The 18,058-nt window shown below is 48.5% G+C and carries 17 protein-coding genes and 1 tRNA gene; 4 read left to right on the top strand and 14 right to left on the bottom strand.

From position 1 onward, the window contains the following. Positions 1–140 precede the first annotated feature (140 nt). From MLE19_RS16025 to MLE19_RS16000, 6 genes are all read right to left on the bottom strand, one after another. Positions 141–1,802: a hypothetical protein gene (locus MLE19_RS16025; RefSeq protein WP_240719137.1), complete on the bottom strand. Its 1,662-nt coding sequence runs from the start codon at positions 1,800–1,802 to the stop codon at positions 141–143. Between the two features lie 114 nt (positions 1,803–1,916). Then, positions 1,917–2,444: a hypothetical protein gene (locus tag MLE19_RS16020; RefSeq protein WP_240719136.1), complete on the bottom strand. Its 528-nt coding sequence runs from the start codon at positions 2,442–2,444 to the stop codon at positions 1,917–1,919. Positions 2,445–2,672: 228 nt separating this feature from the next. After that, positions 2,673–3,026, bottom strand: a complete 354-nt coding sequence (locus MLE19_RS16015; RefSeq protein ID WP_240719135.1) for a hypothetical protein — start codon at positions 3,024–3,026, stop codon at positions 2,673–2,675. Between the two features lie 294 nt (positions 3,027–3,320). Next, on the bottom strand, positions 3,321–4,187 hold the full coding sequence (locus tag MLE19_RS16010) for a hypothetical protein (RefSeq protein ID WP_240719134.1): 867 nt from the start codon (positions 4,185–4,187) through the stop codon (positions 3,321–3,323). A 482-nt stretch (positions 4,188–4,669) separates the two neighbouring features. Next, positions 4,670–4,760 (bottom strand) — tRNA-Ser (locus MLE19_RS16005). A gap of 49 nt (positions 4,761–4,809) precedes the next feature. Continuing rightward, complete coding sequence (locus MLE19_RS16000) at positions 4,810–6,516, bottom strand: potassium/proton antiporter (RefSeq protein ID WP_240719133.1); 1,707 nt, start codon at positions 6,514–6,516, stop codon at positions 4,810–4,812. Between the two features lie 326 nt (positions 6,517–6,842). On the opposite strand from MLE19_RS16000, the gene MLE19_RS15995 reads away from it, so the two are divergent. Beyond that, positions 6,843–7,805, top strand: a complete 963-nt coding sequence (locus tag MLE19_RS15995) for an ABC transporter substrate-binding protein (RefSeq protein WP_340163109.1) — start codon at positions 6,843–6,845, stop codon at positions 7,803–7,805. Between the two features lie 60 nt (positions 7,806–7,865). Next, entirely contained in the window at positions 7,866–9,251 is a 1,386-nt protein-coding gene (locus tag MLE19_RS15990) for a 3'-5' exonuclease family protein (RefSeq protein WP_240719131.1), read from the top strand. Positions 9,252–9,278: 27 nt separating this feature from the next. Here the strand turns inward: MLE19_RS15990 and MLE19_RS15985 are convergent, their stop codons facing one another. From MLE19_RS15985 to MLE19_RS15975, 3 genes are all read right to left on the bottom strand, one after another. Next, entirely contained in the window at positions 9,279–10,082 is an 804-nt protein-coding gene (locus MLE19_RS15985; protein ID WP_240719130.1) for an alpha/beta fold hydrolase, read from the bottom strand. A 36-nt stretch (positions 10,083–10,118) separates the two neighbouring features. Next, positions 10,119–10,787, bottom strand: coding sequence for a 7-cyano-7-deazaguanine/7-aminomethyl-7-deazaguanine transporter (locus tag MLE19_RS15980; RefSeq protein WP_240719129.1), 669 nt, complete (start codon positions 10,785–10,787; stop codon positions 10,119–10,121). Positions 10,788–10,984: 197 nt separating this feature from the next. Further along, positions 10,985–12,928 (bottom strand): acetate--CoA ligase, encoded by a 1,944-nt coding sequence (locus MLE19_RS15975; protein ID WP_340163110.1) that lies wholly within the window; start codon positions 12,926–12,928, stop codon positions 10,985–10,987. Between the two features lie 273 nt (positions 12,929–13,201). On the opposite strand from MLE19_RS15975, the gene MLE19_RS15970 reads away from it, so the two are divergent. Beyond that, a complete protein-coding gene (locus MLE19_RS15970; RefSeq protein WP_240719127.1) occupies positions 13,202–13,522 on the top strand; it encodes an ArsR/SmtB family transcription factor in 321 nt (106 codons plus the stop codon). Positions 13,523–13,543: 21 nt separating this feature from the next. On the opposite strand, the gene sohB is transcribed toward MLE19_RS15970, so the two are convergent. Then, the gene (gene sohB, locus MLE19_RS15965; protein WP_240719126.1) at positions 13,544–14,587 is read right to left on the bottom strand and encodes a protease SohB; all 1,044 of its coding nucleotides are present in this window, start codon (positions 14,585–14,587) and stop codon (positions 13,544–13,546) included. Positions 14,588–14,769: 182 nt separating this feature from the next. Between sohB and MLE19_RS15960 the strand changes: the two genes are divergently transcribed. Then, positions 14,770–15,081 carry an SCP2 sterol-binding domain-containing protein gene (locus MLE19_RS15960; protein ID WP_240719125.1) on the top strand — a complete coding sequence of 104 codons (312 nt, stop codon included), beginning with the start codon at positions 14,770–14,772 and terminating at the stop codon, positions 15,079–15,081. A gap of 23 nt (positions 15,082–15,104) precedes the next feature. Here MLE19_RS15960 and nudC read toward each other — a convergent pair whose 3' ends face one another. Genes nudC through MLE19_RS15940 form a run of 4 tightly spaced genes read right to left on the bottom strand, consistent with a single transcriptional unit; the run spans position 15,105 to position 17,916 of the window. After that, complete coding sequence (gene nudC / locus MLE19_RS15955; protein WP_240719124.1) at positions 15,105–15,887, bottom strand: NAD(+) diphosphatase; 783 nt, start codon at positions 15,885–15,887, stop codon at positions 15,105–15,107. Further along, positions 15,880–16,617 carry a DNA polymerase III subunit epsilon gene (dnaQ, locus tag MLE19_RS15950; protein WP_240719123.1) on the bottom strand — a complete coding sequence of 246 codons (738 nt, stop codon included), beginning with the start codon at positions 16,615–16,617 and terminating at the stop codon, positions 15,880–15,882. The genes nudC and dnaQ overlap by 8 nt, the downstream gene beginning before the upstream one ends. Continuing rightward, positions 16,617–17,087: a ribonuclease HI gene (gene rnhA / locus MLE19_RS15945; RefSeq protein ID WP_240719122.1), complete on the bottom strand. Its 471-nt coding sequence runs from the start codon at positions 17,085–17,087 to the stop codon at positions 16,617–16,619. Before rnhA ends, dnaQ begins: the two co-directional genes overlap by 1 nt. After that, the gene (locus MLE19_RS15940; RefSeq protein WP_240719121.1) at positions 17,080–17,916 is read right to left on the bottom strand and encodes a methyltransferase domain-containing protein; all 837 of its coding nucleotides are present in this window, start codon (positions 17,914–17,916) and stop codon (positions 17,080–17,082) included. The genes rnhA and MLE19_RS15940 overlap by 8 nt, the downstream gene beginning before the upstream one ends. Between the last annotated feature and the right edge of the window lie 142 nt (positions 17,917–18,058).

Raw genomic sequence — 18,058 nt, 5'->3', positions numbered from 1 at the left:
TTTTTATATTTTTACTTTTTTTTAACAAAAATATGAGTGTTTTAAGTCAATCTGCTTGCTTTTTATTTTAATTATTTTACACAATCAATAGCATTTATTTTCTCAATAACTAAAAAGAGAGCTAAATAGCTCTCTGTATTTTATGCTTCTCCACCTTCATTCCCTCTATCATATAAATATCTACACATGCTACCTCCTACTAAGGCCAAAGCAAACCTTCTACAAGAATTATTGCCATGATTCGGGTTGTCATATTTATTATCAAACATTTTTTCTGGATCTGGTCTAACTTGTTTTCTCAAATTAGTTTCATTCAATATATAGTCTTCTGGTTGTAAATCGTACATTGGATCTACTAGATGATCCCATTGGTCTACCTTTTCTTTATTGAATTGACTTGAACTTTGATAGCCATCGCTTAATGCACCTTCGTTATTGATATTTCTTGCTGTATTGTGCCATTTGTCGCCAAACTCGCCGTATCTCTTTGTTGAGTCTTTATCTGTAACTGCTGTTAGATTAAGTGGGCTAGTCGTAACACCCTGAGTCAAATTACCAGAAGCAATTGTAAAGCCTGCTGAAATGCCGGCAGCAACACTTGCTGTTGCTAACGGGCTTAATCCAGCCAAAGAAACACCAAAATAAGCACCTGCACCAGCGGTTGCCCAAGTAATAGCAAATGTTATTATAATAAGAGAAAGTCCTGTTAAAGCTGTTTGTGACTCTTTATCATAATAAATAACGAATTTATCTAAAGGAAATGATGAGGCATAATCTGCCACAGGCATTGCCATTACACCGCCATTAACTAGTATCTCATTACCTCCTTGAGAATATGTATACATTGGATAGTAGCCACCTTCTAACTCAGCTCCAGGCACTAACATTTTCCAGTGTGGATCTAGCTTAACTTCTACATGCACTGTAATTTTTTTAACAAAAGGTCCACCCGAAGTTGTTTCCCAAGTTCTAACATCAGGATAATAATCTGTATGTAGACCTAACGTAGCTCCGCTTCCTTGCATAACCAACCCCGCTACTGTTTGTAGTCCCATTGAAGTAATACTTGTGAAACTGTGTGAATATTCTCCTTCTGCTCTAAAAGCTTCAGTAGGGTTTCCACCATACACTTCAGTCATGGTTTCATGTTGTTTATCAGTTAATCCACCACCAGTAGATTTATTATCGAAATAACTAGGTCCAATAAATCTCATAGTCATACTAGCAGAGCCATCAGAATGCCTTTTAGACTCGATTAGTATGATATTACCCATTTCATTGGCGGGGTCGTAAGCGGATATAACAAGTGGTTGCATTCTTGTTGTTTCAATAAATGAGTTAGAAGATGCATGGTCACTTGCTATATTTATTGACAGTATGCTTTTATCATCATTATAGCTGGCTATACCAGATTCCATTAGTGCATCAAGGTCAACTATCCCTGTTCGCTCAATAATAGAAGCTAAGTTTCTATCCATTTTATCTATTGTCACACGTTGTTGTGAAAAACCAAGACTACCTACTTTATTAACACTTGTTCTTCTGTCTGGGCTAGGTGTATACCCTGAACTCAAGCTAGAATTCATACTTAACGGCTTAACACTTAATGGTTTAACCATTCTCGCCCCTGAAGATTTTGTCTGCTCATAAGCTTGTACGGCTGGGGCGAAGGCTGTTGCTAGCAAAGAAAGGGCTAATACGTTCTTCTTTAGAATGGTATTTATATTTTGAGATAATGGTTTTATTTTAAAAGAGTTTTTCTCTTTCTCTTTTCCTTTCTCATATCTTCCTTGTTTTATCATAAAACTCTCCTTTGTTATTCTTTTTATTATATCACAATTACGTTATAGCTGTTCCTTTAGCTATTGATATTCCAATACCTCCTTGCTCAATAACTGAGCGATAGCGATATGCTTTTAATTCTTACTAAAATATTCTTCTTTGTTATAATCTTTACCAAAGAATGCTTTTTCGTCACTCCACAGGTATATTAACTTTCTTTGTTTAATTGTTCCAAATGAGTCTGTGACTCTCGGATCATCTTTTTTAGCTTCATATGCTTTTGTTGTATTGTCATATTCAACACCATCAAGAACTACTTTCCTTCCATTGTTAGTTAAAATATAGTAGCTCGGCTCTGCTATTCCCCTAGCCTGATCAACTAACTCTTCTAGGGAAGCACCCTTCTGCAATCTATATACGACTGCATGATTACCTATTGTTATGCCGTAAGCCCTTTTGAACTCTGCGGGGTTTTTATAAACAACATCATCACAAATAAAGTCTGATTTAATACCGTGATAAATTTCTTCATCGGTAGCTCCCTTCCCTCTTTGAAGAAGCACGTACTTAATAGAGTAGCCTGATTTCTTCGACATTTCTTCTATACTGTTAATTTCACCTACTCCATCAACAGTAAATTTTTCTCTTTTTTTATTTAACATATAATTCTCCTTTTATTATTGTTTTTTATTTATACTATCCCTTGTTATTATATCACAAGCACTGCTTTTTTGCCTGACTACAAATCAAGCTGTCGGTTGGCTTAATTGCTCTACTATTATCTTAAACTACATAGTTAGCATAAATAAACCCTAGAAAAACGACCCATCCTAATGCTAAACCAATTGGAAATAGTGCTTTTATATAATTCATTTTTGTATCCTCCCAGCCTAGATGGCTTTATCCTTCTTATAATCTAAACAGTTTTTAATGCTTAGCTGTTTAAATTCTTTCTTAAATTTGTTCTTCATTGAGTAGTCATTTGTGTAAGGAAATCTAAAAGCTTCTTCTACTAGAGTATTAACTAACTCAATATCTCTATTATTATAGTGAGACTTTGAAATTATACTTACTTCACTCTTTTGACTCTTTATACTTTCTTGTCTTAATTCCATAATTACAGTAGAATTAAAATAAGTATTGCAATATTCTTCTGGTGTCATAACTTCTTGTTCGCTAGCTACGACTAAACCACCTATTACTGAAACAACTATCGCCCCTAATACTCTAACTTTAATATTCATACTCTTTCCCCTTATTATTATTTTTCTTCATTCTATAATTATATCACAAATGATTTGAAAAGTCAAGTTTTAGTGCATTTTTTATATTAAGCAGTTATCCTATAAATATGGATTTATTTGAAAATACTTTATTTATTTTACCTTCATTTACTTATTTTATTACTTCGATCTAGTTATTGACAACTGATAGGATGGCTTTGATATATTATATGTGAAAACCAGTATTTCTTATCTCAATACCCAAGCTCAAAGAGCGATAAAAAAAGTTGAGCAATTGCTCAACTTTTTATGCATTTATAAATTACAAGCTTCTTTTTGACTTATTCCATTGGGGTGGAAGTGTTTAGCTTGTCCTGTTTGGCAAAGCTTAGCGGACGATCTTAGCCCTCTAAAGTGTGGGTTATTAAGAACTGCTTTATCTATTAAAATATGCCCTTCTACTTCAGCTTCATGTAGACTACTTATATCGTTTAAATTATTACCCCTTAAATTGATATCGCCAGCATACTTCAATTCTTGCAATAAGTTAGTGTTAGTTAAGCCAGTATTTGAAAGCTCTAAAATTCCTGTGACTCTTTCAATCATCCATTTCACTGAAGATTTAATTTTGATTCCACTTAAATTTAAACCATTATTTACAGACTTCAATTTCTGAAACCCTCTCATATCTACTTCATTACATTTTCTAAAAGCACTATCCGTTATAATTACATCGCTACCGATGGTTTCTACATTCAGTAAACCATCTATGTTACATTCTAAATTATTATCATATAGGTGTAATCCTCCACCTATATTTTCTACCTGCTGGAAACCATCAAGGTTTTCAATTTCATTATCATGCATTATCAGGCTTCCGTGGATATTTTTTGTTCCATAGAATTCATTTACATTTTTAAGTTTATTTCCGTAAATAATTACATGCCCCATATCTTCAGTAATATCATCTTCAAATAATTTTAATGATTGAAGATTTTTTCTTGCTAATGAAATTGATTTAAGCAAGCTAGGATTAACGTATGTATCACCTTTATTGTGATCAACATACCTGCCAACCTGATTCACTGTAGTAGGCTTGTAATTCGGTATTTCAGGATTAGCAAATGTAGTTCCAGTAATCATTGTTGAACCAAGCATTGTTAATATTGTAGTTTTTTTCATTGTTATTCTCCCTTGTTCTTATTGTTATATATAATTATATCACAAATAATTTAAAAAGTCTTGATTAAATTGCTATTGTCAATATAAAAAAATAGTTATCAAAATTATGTAAATATATAGAAGCTATTATTGCATAGCTATTTGTGGCCTATTTTGAACCATCATGGTTATGGAATTTTCGGCTTCGTTTGAAGCTATGCGGGGCTTCGCCCCTAGATATTGAATATGGGGTATACAGGGTGATACCTACAGGGTGATACCTACAGGGTGATACCTACAGGGTGATACATACGGGGAAGCTCTATTAGGCTCTATAAGCGGTTTTGTGGGTAGATGGTAGGAAAGGGGCAGGTCTAGCTAGAAAACGGCTTAGAATTGATATTTTGAAGGCAAAAGGGGGTGAAATTTTGGGACAAATGATTGGGACAAATAGAAAAAGAAAAAGCCCCGTAAACTGTTGATTTACGGGGCTTTTTAAAAATTGGCGGAGGGACAGGGATTCGAACCCTGGGTAGGTTATTCACCTACGCCGGTTTTCAAGACCGGTGCATTCAACCGCTCTGCCATCCCTCCGGCTTACGGGTGCATATACTAGCAGCTTTTCTTTTTAAGTCAACGCCTTTTAGTACAAACGTAACCCGACGCGGGTAATATTTCCGCCTTCCATATCGCTGACCACCCAATGAATGCCATGCCAGTCGACATCGTCACCAATAACCGGGTGGCCGCCTACACGCAGGGCAATGAATTCGGCCAGTGTCATGTTCTGCTCACCTGGGCTTAGCGTCAGGCCATAGGCTTGGGCGATATCCTGCATTTGTGCACTGCCGTCCAGGGTAAAGGTACCGAAGAAAGCACGCTCCTGCTTAAGCTTGGCATCGCCATTGAATAGCCGGTTTAGGGAGTACAGGTCTTCGGAGCGGCCGATAACGCAGATAACGTCGCCTAGCTTCAGCCGCGTGCTCCCCTTGGGGTGTAGCATAGTGTGGTTACGGAACAGCGCCGAAATCAATGCGCCAGAAGGAAAACGCAGTAGCCGAATGGGCACGTCTTCTAGATCCTGGTTCTCCACTCCGTACACAAACAGCTCGAAGTCGTTTTCCGGCAGAATGCCTAGCGGGCCGCGTCGGTTAGGTACGGTGCCCACCGGCACCTCTACCTTCAACCACTTTGCCATTAGCGTTAGTGAGCCGCCTTGAATCAACAGCGACATCAATACCACGGCGAACGCGACGTTAAAGTAGAGCGAGGCATTTTCTACCCCACCGATGACAGGGAAGATGGCAAGCACGATAGGTACCGCCCCTCTTAAGCCAACCCAGGCAATAAAGAAGGTTTCCCGCCAGCGGAATTTGAAGAACGGCTTGATGGTGATCAGCACGGCCAGAGGGCGCGCAATAAAAATAAGCGCCAGCGCCACCAATCCGGCGGGCAAAGCGACGTCCCATAGTTCACTAGGCGTAACCAGTAGCCCGAGCACCAAGAACAGCCCAATTTGGCTAAGCCATGCCAAGCCATCGTGAACAGGGAGGATAAAGTTTAGGTGGCGTCCCGGTTGGTTACCAATCATCAGCCCGGCAAGATAGATCGCCAAGAAGCCGCTACCGCCGAGTACGCTGGTTAAGCCGAATACACTGAACCCGAGCGCCAGCGCCAACATGGCATAAAGGCCCGGCGCTAGATCGAGCCAGCGCAGCAATTTGGCACTCAGCCAGCCGCCGCCCAGGCCGATGATCAAGCCAATACCAAACTGGGCAATGAAAAATACCAGGGTCTCCAATGGGCCACCGATATCGCCCACCAGCAGTTCGACCAGCATCAAGGTGAGGAAAATGGCCATCGGGTCGTTAGTACCCGACTCTATCTCCAGCGTCGCCCCTACCCGCTCATTGAGATTGACCCCTCGGCCACTGAGCATGGAGAAAACGGCGGCGGCATCGGTGGAACCGACAATAGCGCCGACCAGCAGGCCCTGCACGATGGTAAGGTCAAAGATCCACATCGCGATCACGCCAACAATGGCGCTGGTGATAAAGACCCCAAAGGTAGCTAGAGAGAGTGCGGGTTTAAAACCAACCCGGAAGGTTTTAAGACGGGTACGTAAACCACCATCTAACAAAATCATGGCAAGCGCTAGATGGCCAATTGCAAAGGCCATAGAGTAGTCATCAAACACAACACCCAACACGCCCTCTTCCCCTGCTAGCATACCTAGCCCGAGGAAGATCAACAGCAGCGGGACCCCCATCATTGACGATAAACGGCTGGCCAAAATGCTGAGCGCCATCAGCGAACCGCCTACCAAAAAGAACATATAAATTGCGTCCATGACTCTCCGTCTCTACATCAATACAGCGCTATTATTACATGTAACCGTTGAATTTACTGTGCCTTCTCCGCACGCCCTTATGGTCAAAGGGCTGGTCAGAAGCTTTCCAAGGCGGCTACACTTCGCCGTTACAACATTTGGAGTTACTGACTATGTTGCGTTGCCTCTTACGCTATTGGCACCCTGTTCTATCAAGTCTTCTCGTCACTTTATTATTTTTAAGTTCAACCAGTCACGCAACTGAAGAGCGCGTAGAAACCACACAAGACGCAGCCCCACTAACGCTGGATTCAGACGTTATAGTGCCTAATGCATTATGGCGCCCCGTGGAAAGTGTTAGCGAAGACGAAGCCCCCACGATGGGGCTCACCCCGGCACCGCCTCTTGAACCACCGCCGGTGAAGCGCGTGACGCTGATGCTGGATTGGTATTTAAGCCCCCAGCACGCAGCCTTGGTGGTTGCTCAGGAACGCGGCCTGTATGCGGCCCAGGGGCTAGAGGTAGAGATACAGTCGCCCGCTGACCCCTCTATTGCTATCAAGTTGCTCACCGCAGGTGAAGTCGATCTGGCGTTAACCCGCCAGCCGCTGCTTCATTTACATGCCCATAACGGTGCGCCCATTACACGTATTGCGACCTTGATCGAAACATCGTTAACAGCGGTGATAGTGATGGGTGCTGAGCAACCAGAAACCGAAAATACTTTAGCGGGTCTTCACTACGGTTATACGACGGGAGAAGGCCGCGACCTTAGCATTCCTCGGTTACTGCCTCGCTCGGTACAGCAAACGGATGATTTTACGCCACCGATCAACCTGCACTTCGATCCGATTCGAGCAATGAGAGAAGGTCAAATTGACGCCGTGGCGGACGGTTTTTACCACTACCTTCCTCAACAGTTGGCAACCGAAGGTATTAACACCCACATCATTCGTTTCGATGAATTAGATATTCCTCGTAATGATGGCTTAGTGGTACTCGCCAACAGCGATACGCTTGCGCGCCGAGCAGATACCTGGTCTCGGTTTGTGCTTGCCCTTGAACAGGCGAGCCACTGGATCATTGATAACCCCGATGCCGCCTGGGAGCTGTTGATCAGCGCCCACCCCGTGGTCGATAACGACATCAATGCCGCCGCCTGGGAGGATATCCTACGTCGGATGGCGCTGAACCCTGCAGCATTGGATAGCCGCCGTTACGCGGCCTTTGAAACCTATTTAGAACAAACCGGTGTTACTAGCGCACAACTGCCCGTATCGCGTTTAGCGGTAGATCCCCACGCCTTATAACCCTGTAAACCTTATGTCCCGATAAACCTTATTGCTTTTCCACCACCAGCATGGCGCCGTATGAGCGAAACAACGTTAATTTTTGCCGACGTAGAGACCACGGGCACCCGCGCAACCCGTGACCGAATTACCGAAATAGTGGCCATTAAAGTCATAGACGGCCAAGTAGTTGACCGCTGGTCCAGCTTAATTTACCCAGAGTGCAAAGTGCCCGCGCAAATCACCCAGCTCACCGGGATTCATGACGATATGCTTAGTGACGCCCCCCGCTTTGCACAAATAGCCGAGTCACTGCGGGAATGGCTGAGTGACGGCCAGCTAGTGGCCCACAATGCGCGCTTTGACTACAGCTTTTTACGTAACGAGTTCAAGCGAGTCGGGCAGGATTATCGGGCCTCGCTGATATGCACGCTGCGCTTATCAAGGCGAATTGCGCCTCAAGAGCGCCAACACAATCTCAAAGCCCTGCTTAACCGCTATGGCATCTCTGCCGTCCGTCACCACCGTGCTGGCGACGATGTAGACGCACTGTGGTCCCTATGGCAAACGTGGCAGATTGAACAGAGCGGTGAAGCGTGGCAGAGCCTGTTGGGTGATGAACGCCGCTACCGGACGCTACCCGCCCATCTGGATAGCGCTCAGTTGGAGGGATTACCTAACGGCCCCGGCGTATATCTTTTTTATGGTCACAACCGGTTACCTCTGTATGTAGGTAAAAGCATCAACTTGCGCAGCCGCGTGTTAGGTCACTTTCAGCGCGATCACGAAGATGACAAAGAGATGCGCCTAGCTCAACAGGTACAGCATGTTGAGTGGGAAGAGACTGCGGGGGATTTAGGCGCCCAATTACGTGAAGCACAACTGGTTAAAACGTTAATGCCGATCATGAACCGGCAGCTACGCAAGCAGCGTAAGTTGACTACCTGGCACTGGGAGGAGGCAGCCGACCACCCTGAGCTGCTCAACGGTAGCGCCTTGAGCCAGCCTATAGGCGGTACGCTATATGGCTTATTTCATAATGCCCGCGAGGCCAAGAACGCCCTGCGCAGCATTGCCGAAGAACAGCAGCTCTGCCCGCGAGTACTTGGGCTTGAAAAAGGTAAAGGGCGCTGTTTTGCCAATCAGGTAGGTAAGTGCCGTGGAGCGTGCAATGGTCAGGAGACGATAGCAGAGCATACCCAGCGGGCACAGGCAGCGCTCAAGCAGCTACAGGTCAATGTGTGGCCGTGGCCGGGCAGTATTGCTATTGAGGAGCGCTCAGCGGGAGCTACAGCACCTGCATGGCATGTGGTTCGCCAATGGTGTTACCTGGGCAGCTCGTCCAGCTTTAACAAAGCACAAACGCTTGCAGAGTCCCCTGCAAGCTTTGATGTTGATAGCTACCGCATACTGAATCGGTTTTTGCGCTACCCAGAGCAGCATGGTCTAACGGTGACAACGCTCTGAGAGTTGAGCGCTACTGCAGGTAAAGCACTATTGCGCGTCGATGAATGCTACGACCGCTTGCTGGAAGGCTTCTGGTTGATCGGCATGTAGCCAATGTCCGGCATCTTTAAGCGTTACTACGCGGGCACGGGGCAGCACTTCGCGCAGCGCAGGCAGCATGTCGTCGGCCACGTAATGAGAGTCACCACCGCGTAATACCAATGAAGGCCCTTCGTAGGCCTGTTCGCCATCGGGCACACCAATAATATCGCTGTAGCCACGCTTAATCTCATCCAACCCTACTCTTAGCGCCATCACGTTATCGTCATTGCGCACAAGGTTGGTGGCTAAAAACAGCCGTGTGGGTCGGGAGTCGACATGTTGGCTAAGCAGCTCATCGGCTTCACGGCGATTTGCTGGCTGCCCTTCCCGCACACTGTCTAAGGCGGCAAAGACATCATCGTGACCGTGCTCATAAGCCACCGGCGCAATATCGGCCACCATCAGTGACGCTACTCGCTCAGGTGCCATGCGCGCTAGACTGATCGCCACCTTGCCTCCCATGGAGTGGCCAAGCACATGAGCACGCTCGATCGAGAGCTTATCGAGTAGCGCAACTACGTCATTCGCCATAGTGGCGTATTGCATACCTTCTGCATGGGGAGAGCGACCATGGTTTCGCAGGTCCAGCGCAATCACGCGACGTGTGCGCTGCCACACTTTTAAATGCGAACGCCAATTATCGGCACTGCCCAGTAAGCCGTGAATCACGACTAGCGGCGTGGCGTCCGCCGTGGCTTCCTCGGCAGGCATATCGATAAAGTGCAGATCAACAGTGGCAACGTTCGTCATGATAGCTCCTATGCCTTGGCGATGATGGTGATACGATTAGGCCGTGCGGGGTGACGCATCCACTTGCCCTGTCCAGACCACCAAGCGGCGGGTTAGCCAAGCAAGCAGCAAGCCATACAGCGGCAGGAAAAACAACAGGCTGATAGCGAGTTTAATCGCATAGTCGACGGCGGCAATTTCAACCCAATTAGCGGCCATAAACGGGTCTGGGCTGTTATAGAACGCCACCGAGAAGAATGCAAAGGTGTCGGCCAAGTTACCCAGCACCGTTGAGAAAACCGGCGCTACCCACCAGGCCCATTGGCGCAAGCGGTCAAACACCTGAACATCCAGCAATTGGCCAATCACATAAGCCAGGAAACTCGCCAAGGCGATACGGGCAACAAACAGATTCCATTCAGTTAACGCGCCAATCCCGGCGAAGCTGCCCCGAGGGAAGATCACTGATACCACATAGGAGACCAGCAGAGCGGGAAGCATAACGCGCAGAATAATCGATCTCGCTGGCCCCTTACCAAACAGACGAACCGTTAAGTCGGTGGCCAGGAAAATAAATGGAAAGCTAAACGCGCCCCAGGTGGTATGAAAACCAAACAGCGTAAACGGCAGCTGAACTAAATAGTTACTGGCGGCAATAATGCCAATATGAAAAGCCACCATCACCAGTAGGCAACGGCGGTGCTGAGTCTCACTCAATGCAAACATGCGGGTCGACCTTTTTTTAATAGATAAGAGGGGTTAGGGAACCCTCGGGGTAGTAGGCGCAGCCGGTAAATCAACATTGATAAAGCGGGCGCGGTTCTGGGGAGCGCATTATACGGCTTCCACAGGGTATTAAAAGTCGACATTAAATTCAGGTAATGAAAGCCGCCCTCGATGCCGAACGGCTTACTTGCGATCTATCAATCAAGCGGCGTGGCTTTGTCCGCCGCGCCTACCGAGCGCTCGCGCATGGCGGCGTGAACATCCGCAAGGCTAGTAGGGTCATCGATGGTAGAGGGAATTCCAAACTCTTTGCCATCGGCAATCGTGCGTAGCAGCTTGCGTAATATCTTACCCGAGCGTGTTTTAGGTAGCCGGTCGACCACCAGCACCTGCTTGAAGCAAGCAATAGGGCCGATGTGTTCGCGAACCCGCGCAATCAGCTCAGCCTCAAGCGTGGCTTCATCGCCCTCAAAACCATCTTTAAGGATCACCAGGCCGATGGGCAACTGCCCTTTTAAGTCATCATGAATCCCAATCACCGCGCACTCGGCCACCGCAGGGTGGGCACCGACCACTTCTTCCATTTCTCCGGTTGAAAGCCGGTGACCCGCCACGTTAATGACATCGTCGGTGCGGCCCATAATAAACAGGTAGCCCTGCTCATCGAAATAGCCGCCATCGCCGGTTAAATAGTAGCCGGGGTATGCCGCCATATAGGCGCTATGGAAGCGCCTTTCATCGTGCCATACCCCAGTCAAGCAACCCGGCGGCATCGGCTGTTTGATAACCACACTGCCCTGCTCCATGGGTTTTGCCTGTTCGCCATCGCGGTTGAGCACTTGCACATTGAAGCCGGGCACCGGAAACGTGGCCGACCCCGCCTTGGTCGGCACCGTTTCAATGCCAGGCAAGTTGGCGGCGATTGGCCAGCCGGTTTCAGTTTGCCACCAGTGGTCAATCACCGGTACATCCAAGAGATCATCTAACCAATGGAAGGTCGGTGGATCGAGCCGCTCACCGGCCACATAGAGATGCTTCAGGCTGCTGATATCGTAGTTCTGCAGCAACTTGGCATCGGGGTCCTCTTTTTTAATCGCTCGGAAGGCGGTAGGCGCGGTAAAGAAACTCTTCACGCGGTACTCCTCAATCAAACGCCAGAAGCTGCCTGCATCGGGAGTTTTTACCGGTTTACCTTCGTATACCACGCTAGTGCAACCCGCCAACAAAGGAGCATAAACAATATAGGAGTGCCCAACGACCCAGCCTACATCCGAGGCAGTAAAGAACACCTCGCCCGGCTCCATGGCGTAGATTGCTTGCATTGAGTAGGCTAAGGCCACCGCGTAGCCACCCGTATCGCGCATAACGCCTTTGGGCTTACCGGTGGTGCCAGAGGTATACAGAATATACAGCGGGTCGGTGCCCTTCACCGGCACGCACTCGGCAAACGGCGCTTTGGCTACCAGTGCTTCCCAGTCGTGCTCATCAACCCTCAATTCAGCCCGGTGTGCTTCACGCTGGTAAACCACACAGGCATCCGGCTTATGGCTGCTTAACTCAATGGCTTGGTCTACCATCGGTTTATAGGGCAGCACTTTGCCCAGCTCGATACCACAAGAAGCAGCGACCACCACTTTAGGCTCGGCATCTTCAATACGCGCCGCCAGCTCATGAGGGGCGAAGCCACCAAAGACCACCGAATGGATAGCGCCAAGCCGAGCACAGGCGTACATGGCCACCAGGGCTTCGGGGATCATCGGCATATAGATCACCACACGATCACCCTTGGTGACGCCTAGCTGCGTTAACGCTCCCGCAAAATGCGCCACCTTATCGCGCAACTCGCGGTAGCTAATGGTTTTTTTAGCCTGCGCCGCGGGCGAGTCCCAGAAAATCGCGGCCTGCTCACCACGTCCGTTGTCAACGTGGTAGTCGAGAGCGGCGTAGCAGAGGTTCATTTCACCGTCGCTAAACCAGCGGGCATGCTGCTGATCATCGTAGCTGAGTATGGTTTGAGGCGGTGTATACCAGGGAATCCGTTTGGCTTGCTCTGCCCAGAACGCTTCCGGGCCATCAATCGACTGCTGAAAAATCTGTAGGTAGCGGCTCATGGTGTCCCTGTCTTTTTTGTAATGGGTTATCGGCGGATTGTTGACACTGTATAAAGTAAACGGTCGCTTCGCCCTCCTACTATGGGCTAAATATCGACCAAAGCAGCAGCCATGCCAGCAGCATTGTCGACAAGTGAGCAAACTATTGCCTACCATTGATTAATCGTTAAACAGCGGCTTGGACAAAACTCGCTAAATTACTGATCATTAAACAACTTGATCATCGCGACGCGACGATGCCACGACAACTTATAACAATGCTTATAAAAACGCTGATGTAACAGTGTAGGCAAGGAGATCATTATGTCTGCTTCTACAAGCGCCGCTACCCGCCTGCTTGAACATAACTGTCGCGCTATTGAGGCGGGAACCAACCTGCTGAAGGCGCTGGCCAATGAGAAACGGCTGCAAATTCTCTGCTTGCTGGCCGAGAAAGAGCTATCAGTAACGCAAATTAATCAACAGCTTGCGTTAAGCCAGTCGGCTCTTTCACAGCACTTGGCCATATTGAGACGTGATGAGCTTGTCGATACCCGACGAGAGTCACAAACTATCTATTATTCGCTGAGCAGTGAGAGTGCCAAGGCGGTAATTGATACCTTGGCAAACCACTACACCGCATGAGGCCGCTAACTAGCCTACAGATTAGCGCCGCTGCCACCCAGCGGCGTCGATCAGGCCAAGCGTTTTGAGTACTGCTTTTTCTACGCCTGCGGAGACTGCCAAACCAAGCTTACGAGTAACGGTTTTAGGAGGCTCAAGCTTCACACTGAATACACGAGCCTCAGCCATACGCTCCACTAGGTAGGCTTCACTGGTACCCACACTGTCGATAAGCCGCTGAGGCAAGGCTTCACTTCCGTACCAAATTTCGCCGGTGGCAATGGTATCAATGTCCATTTCGGGACGGCGCTCCGCCACATAGCTTTTAAATAAGTGATGCGTGTTCTCTAATTCTTCTAGGAACTTTGCTTTCCCCTCTTCGGTATTTTCGCCGAGTACGGTCAGGGTGCGCTTGTATTTACCTGCAGTCAGCAGCTCAACGTCTATATCATGGCGTTTAAGCAAACGATGAATATTAGGCACTTGCGCCACCACGCCAATCGAGCCAATGACCGCAAAAGGTGCGGCCTTGATATGCTGCGCAGTACAGGCCATTAGGTAGCCACCGCTCGCCGCCACCTTATCGATACAGACCGTTGTGGTTAACCCTGCCGTACGCAGGCGGTCTAACTGTGCGGCGGCCAATCCATAGGCATGCACTAGGCCACCGGCAGACTCTAAACGAACCACGACTTCGTCATTTTCGGCAGCAACATCGATAATGGCCGACACCTCTTGCGCAAAATGCTCGGTTTGAGATGCTTTCAAGTCGCCGTGAAAATCAAGCACCCAAACGCGCGGCTCTTGGGGCGTGTCTTGATTCGCCTTAGCCGCCTTCTGGCGTTTTTTATCCTCGGTGCGGAATGCTTTTATCAGCTTTTTACGGGCACCTGGCAGTGTGCTGGTTAGCCGTAAGCGGCGACCGCGACGACGACGCTGGTCATTGAGTGGCTCAATATAGAGTTTTAAGTCGCTCTCTTTATCTTGTTTCGTTCGCGCTATAAGCAGCAACACTATGCCTATCAGCGCCATAACGATGGTGGTTTGCACAAAAAACATGCCTATTTCGGCTATCCATTCATTCATTGACGCTCTCCATTGAGAAAATTGATTCTTTTATGACGGGCACGTTACCTAAACGTTGCGAGGGCACTACCACGGCGCTTGATTGAAACGCATGTATGAAATAACCTCGCAGGCCATGACGATTGTTTCTTTGGGCTATTATCGCTAGCCTTAGTCTGTTTTACCTAACTGAGAGAGATGTTATGTCCAATAATACCCTTGAGAAGTTGAAAGCGCGTTTCAATCCGGAAGCGGCCGAGGGCATGAATGAAGTATTCCAATTCCACTTCTCAGATGCAGGCAGCTACTACTTAAATATCCAAGATGGCACGCTGGATGTACAAGAAGGTGAGCACGATGATCCTTCTGTTAGCCTAAGCCTGACCACAGATACGCTAAAAGGGATTATGAGTGGCGATATCAATGGCATGACGGCGTTTATGACCGGCAAGCTTAAAGCGACCGGCAATGTCATGCTGGCCACTAAGCTTACAAGCCTGTTCCCTAGCGAGTAATCGACCTATCGGCATCCTAGCGCTTATTCACGCCAGCGTGCCAAATGGGTTTCGATCAGTTCGCGGGAGATCGAGTATGGCGGTGGTAGAGAGGGTAACTGTCGAGGCGAAAACCACGCAGCATCACTAATCTCTACCCCATCAATGCGAATACGCCGTGTAGTAGCTTCAGCAAAATACCCAAACATCAGTGAATGTGGAAAAGGCCATGCCTGGCTCTGGTAGTAACGTAGTTGGTCAATATGCACCCCCACCTCCTCAAACACTTCCCGATGCACCGCCTCTTCCGCAGATTCTCCCGGCTCGATAAATCCAGCCAGTGTTGAGTAACGCCCTGGCGGAAAACGCGGACTGCGCGCCAGCAGCATCGCTTCCCCACTGGTGACCAGAGTAATAATGCACGGTGAAATGCGCGGATAATTGCGGTGCCCGCAAGCGTGGCAGTGCATGGCAAATTCTGAGGTGAGCTTGGTAGCGGACGCCCCACAGCGACCGCAGAAGCGGTGATTTTCCAACCAAGCGCCTACCTGCAACGCTGTAGAGAGCAGGCTAAACCAAGCGGTGGAGAGCTCGCTCATCCACTGCCGTCCATCAATCCAGCCGCTTTCCGCCTGGGGTTCCACCAGCAGTGCCACCGGCTCATCATCCCAGTAACACAGCGGCTGCATTTGCTCTGTCCAAGGCTGATAAGGCTGCAGCGGGGTTAGCTCCTCACTGCCGGTCAATGGCGCAGGCGCTAACAAGCTGCGTGAAAGGCGAATGATCCGCCCGGCCTGTTCATGATGGGGAATTTCTCGCCTAAGCATCGCTGGCCGCACCCTCAAACCAGGTTAGTTGATGCGCTTCGCACTTAGCCTTATGGGCCGCTTGCTCTTCGTCGGTTGGGCGCACCACGCGGAGCTGACCTGGCGTGAGTGATAAGCGCTGAATCGACAGTCCTTCATTTGAGGTATCGGCCTGCTCCTGCTCTGCTGCAGAAGCAGCATCTAGGGTCAGTGCGGTTTGGCCGCCGGTCATCGCTAAATAAACTTCAGCGAGAATTTCGGAGTCTAAGAGAGCGCCGTGCAAAACACGGTGGCCATTATCAATATCATAACGCTTGCACAATGCATCAAGGCTATTGCGCTGACCTGGGTGCATGGCCCGGGCCATCGTCAAGGTATCTAACACGGCGCAGTGATCACGCACCGGCCCCAAAGCAGGCGTGTTACGCCGCTGATTGAGCATGCCCAGCTCGTGGTCAATAAAACCCACATCAAAGGGGGCGTTATGAATCACAAGCTCCGCACCTTCAATAAAGGCCCAGAAATCGTCGGCTATTTCCGCGAACACTGGCTCATTGGCGACTTTAGCGTCGTCAATCCCATGAACGGCAACCACTTCCGCATCGATATGGCGCTCAGGATTAATATACTGATGATAGGTGCGGCCAGTAAAACGGCGGTTGACCATCTCAATGGCGCCAATTTCTACCAAGCGATGGCCATCTTTAGGGTCGATACCCGTGGTTTCAGTATCTAGTATCACCTGGCGCATCATGCTCTCCTTTTTTGGTGCTCATCAATGGCTTCATTGGCCAGCGAGTCAGCGCGTTCATTTCCCGGGTGACCACTGTGCCCTTTCACCCAATGCCACTCAACGCTGTGGCGTTGAGTCTCTTCATGCAGGGTTTTCCAAAGCTCAGCGTTTTTGACCGGTTGCTTAGCAGCGGTTTTCCAGCCGCGCTTTATCCAGTTATGAATCCACTGGGTAATACCCTGGCGCACATACTGCGAGTCTGTCCATAGCGCCACTTCACAGGCCGTGTTCAGTGTGCGTAAAGCCATAATCGCCGCCATCAACTCCATGCGATTATTGGTGGTATCCGCTTCATAACCTTTTAACGTCTTTTCATGCTCACCACTGGCTAGCACAACGCCCCAACCGCCAGGGCCAGGATTGCCCCGACAAGCCCCATCGGTGTACACCGTTACCCGAGGTAGATGTCCGGCAGCCTCTTTAGTCAATCTCTTGATCCTTTGTTTGATGAAGCTTTGTTTGATTAGCTTGATTAGGCTTAGCTGGGAGCTCTTGGTAGGGCTGGCAGCGAGCCGATGAACCTGAACGAGTAACGCCCAATGAAGCGGGAGAAACAGGCGCTTCTAAGCCAAACTTCAAGCGTTGCACAGGCGCTTGACGCTGTCGGCGGCGGGCTTGAATCATATAGCTCTCGCCCAACGGCAGGTTATGTCTACGCCCTAAAGACTCCCAATACTCACCACACTTGGCGTTCATCCGCCCTCGAAAACAGCAATAGTCTACCCGCTCCACCTCAAAGTCGACAAACGCCAACCAGTCACGCAAACGGCTAGCTGAACGCCAGGTACCATCCCAAGGAAACTGCCGCTGTTTTTTTCGCCACTGGCGAGCAAGCCCGCCCAAACCAATAGGATTAAAGCCAAATAGCACCAAAATGCCACTATCGGTGGTTACCCGCGCGGCTTCCTGTAGCGTGAAATGGGCATCACTTAACTGCTCAAGCCAGTGGTGAATGACCATCACATCTAAACAACGATCCGGCAACGCAAGCTGGTCTGGTGGGCAGACCAAAGTGCTATCATTTTCGGCTAACTGGCGCGTAGGCGACCAGCGTATAGGGTGGGTAATAGCCGACATGGTCATCAGCGCCGGCCCCATGCTCATTTCCAAGCTGTGGCCGCCCACGCGTGATTCCACTACCGGCCCTAAGCAGGCCCGCTGCGTTTCCCATAGTGATTGGCCAGCTTCTGATTGCCAATAAGGCTGGCTACTTATTAAGCGTTTAGCGAGTGTCGTGGCCGTGGTCGAATTTGACATGAACAGCGCTTCCCTCCACAGTAACGGCTTTTCAACGCCTTGGTTACACCGATTTAGCGCCGCTATTTTTTAAGATCAAATTTAAGATCAAGAAGCGCAATGTTTAGCGTGTTTACGCATGTTGGTTACTGAATTCTGCATT

The organism is Vreelandella neptunia, assembly GCF_022489065.1.
In the GTDB taxonomy this organism is placed as follows: Bacteria; Pseudomonadota; Gammaproteobacteria; order Pseudomonadales; family Halomonadaceae; genus Vreelandella; species Vreelandella neptunia_A.
Note: the sequence above shows the minus strand (reverse complement) of the source record. Positions and strands in the feature narration are given on the sequence as shown.

What these genes read in the sequence shown, in the direction of transcription:
- MLE19_RS16025 (WP_240719137.1), bottom strand. Translation starts at nt 1,802, where the DNA reads ATGATAAAACAAGGAAGATATGAGAAAGGAAAAGAGAAAGAGAAAAAC.
- MLE19_RS16020 (WP_240719136.1), bottom strand. Translation starts at nt 2,444, where the DNA reads ATGTTAAATAAAAAAAGAGAAAAATTTACTGTTGATGGAGTAGGTGAA.
- MLE19_RS16015 (WP_240719135.1), bottom strand. Translation starts at nt 3,026, where the DNA reads ATGAATATTAAAGTTAGAGTATTAGGGGCGATAGTTGTTTCAGTAATA.
- MLE19_RS16010 (WP_240719134.1), bottom strand. Translation starts at nt 4,187, where the DNA reads ATGAAAAAAACTACAATATTAACAATGCTTGGTTCAACAATGATTACT.
- MLE19_RS16000 (WP_240719133.1), bottom strand. Translation starts at nt 6,516, where the DNA reads ATGGACGCAATTTATATGTTCTTTTTGGTAGGCGGTTCGCTGATGGCG.
- MLE19_RS15990 (WP_240719131.1), top strand. Translation starts at nt 7,866, where the DNA reads ATGAGCGAAACAACGTTAATTTTTGCCGACGTAGAGACCACGGGCACC.
- MLE19_RS15985 (WP_240719130.1), bottom strand. Translation starts at nt 10,082, where the DNA reads ATGACGAACGTTGCCACTGTTGATCTGCACTTTATCGATATGCCTGCC.
- MLE19_RS15980 (WP_240719129.1), bottom strand. Translation starts at nt 10,787, where the DNA reads ATGTTTGCATTGAGTGAGACTCAGCACCGCCGTTGCCTACTGGTGATG.
- MLE19_RS15970 (WP_240719127.1), top strand. Translation starts at nt 13,202, where the DNA reads ATGTCTGCTTCTACAAGCGCCGCTACCCGCCTGCTTGAACATAACTGT.
- sohB (WP_240719126.1), bottom strand. Translation starts at nt 14,587, where the DNA reads ATGAATGAATGGATAGCCGAAATAGGCATGTTTTTTGTGCAAACCACC.
- MLE19_RS15960 (WP_240719125.1), top strand. Translation starts at nt 14,770, where the DNA reads ATGTCCAATAATACCCTTGAGAAGTTGAAAGCGCGTTTCAATCCGGAA.
- nudC (WP_240719124.1), bottom strand. Translation starts at nt 15,887, where the DNA reads ATGCTTAGGCGAGAAATTCCCCATCATGAACAGGCCGGGCGGATCATT.
- dnaQ (WP_240719123.1), bottom strand. Translation starts at nt 16,617, where the DNA reads ATGCGCCAGGTGATACTAGATACTGAAACCACGGGTATCGACCCTAAA.
- MLE19_RS15940 (WP_240719121.1), bottom strand. Translation starts at nt 17,916, where the DNA reads ATGTCAAATTCGACCACGGCCACGACACTCGCTAAACGCTTAATAAGT.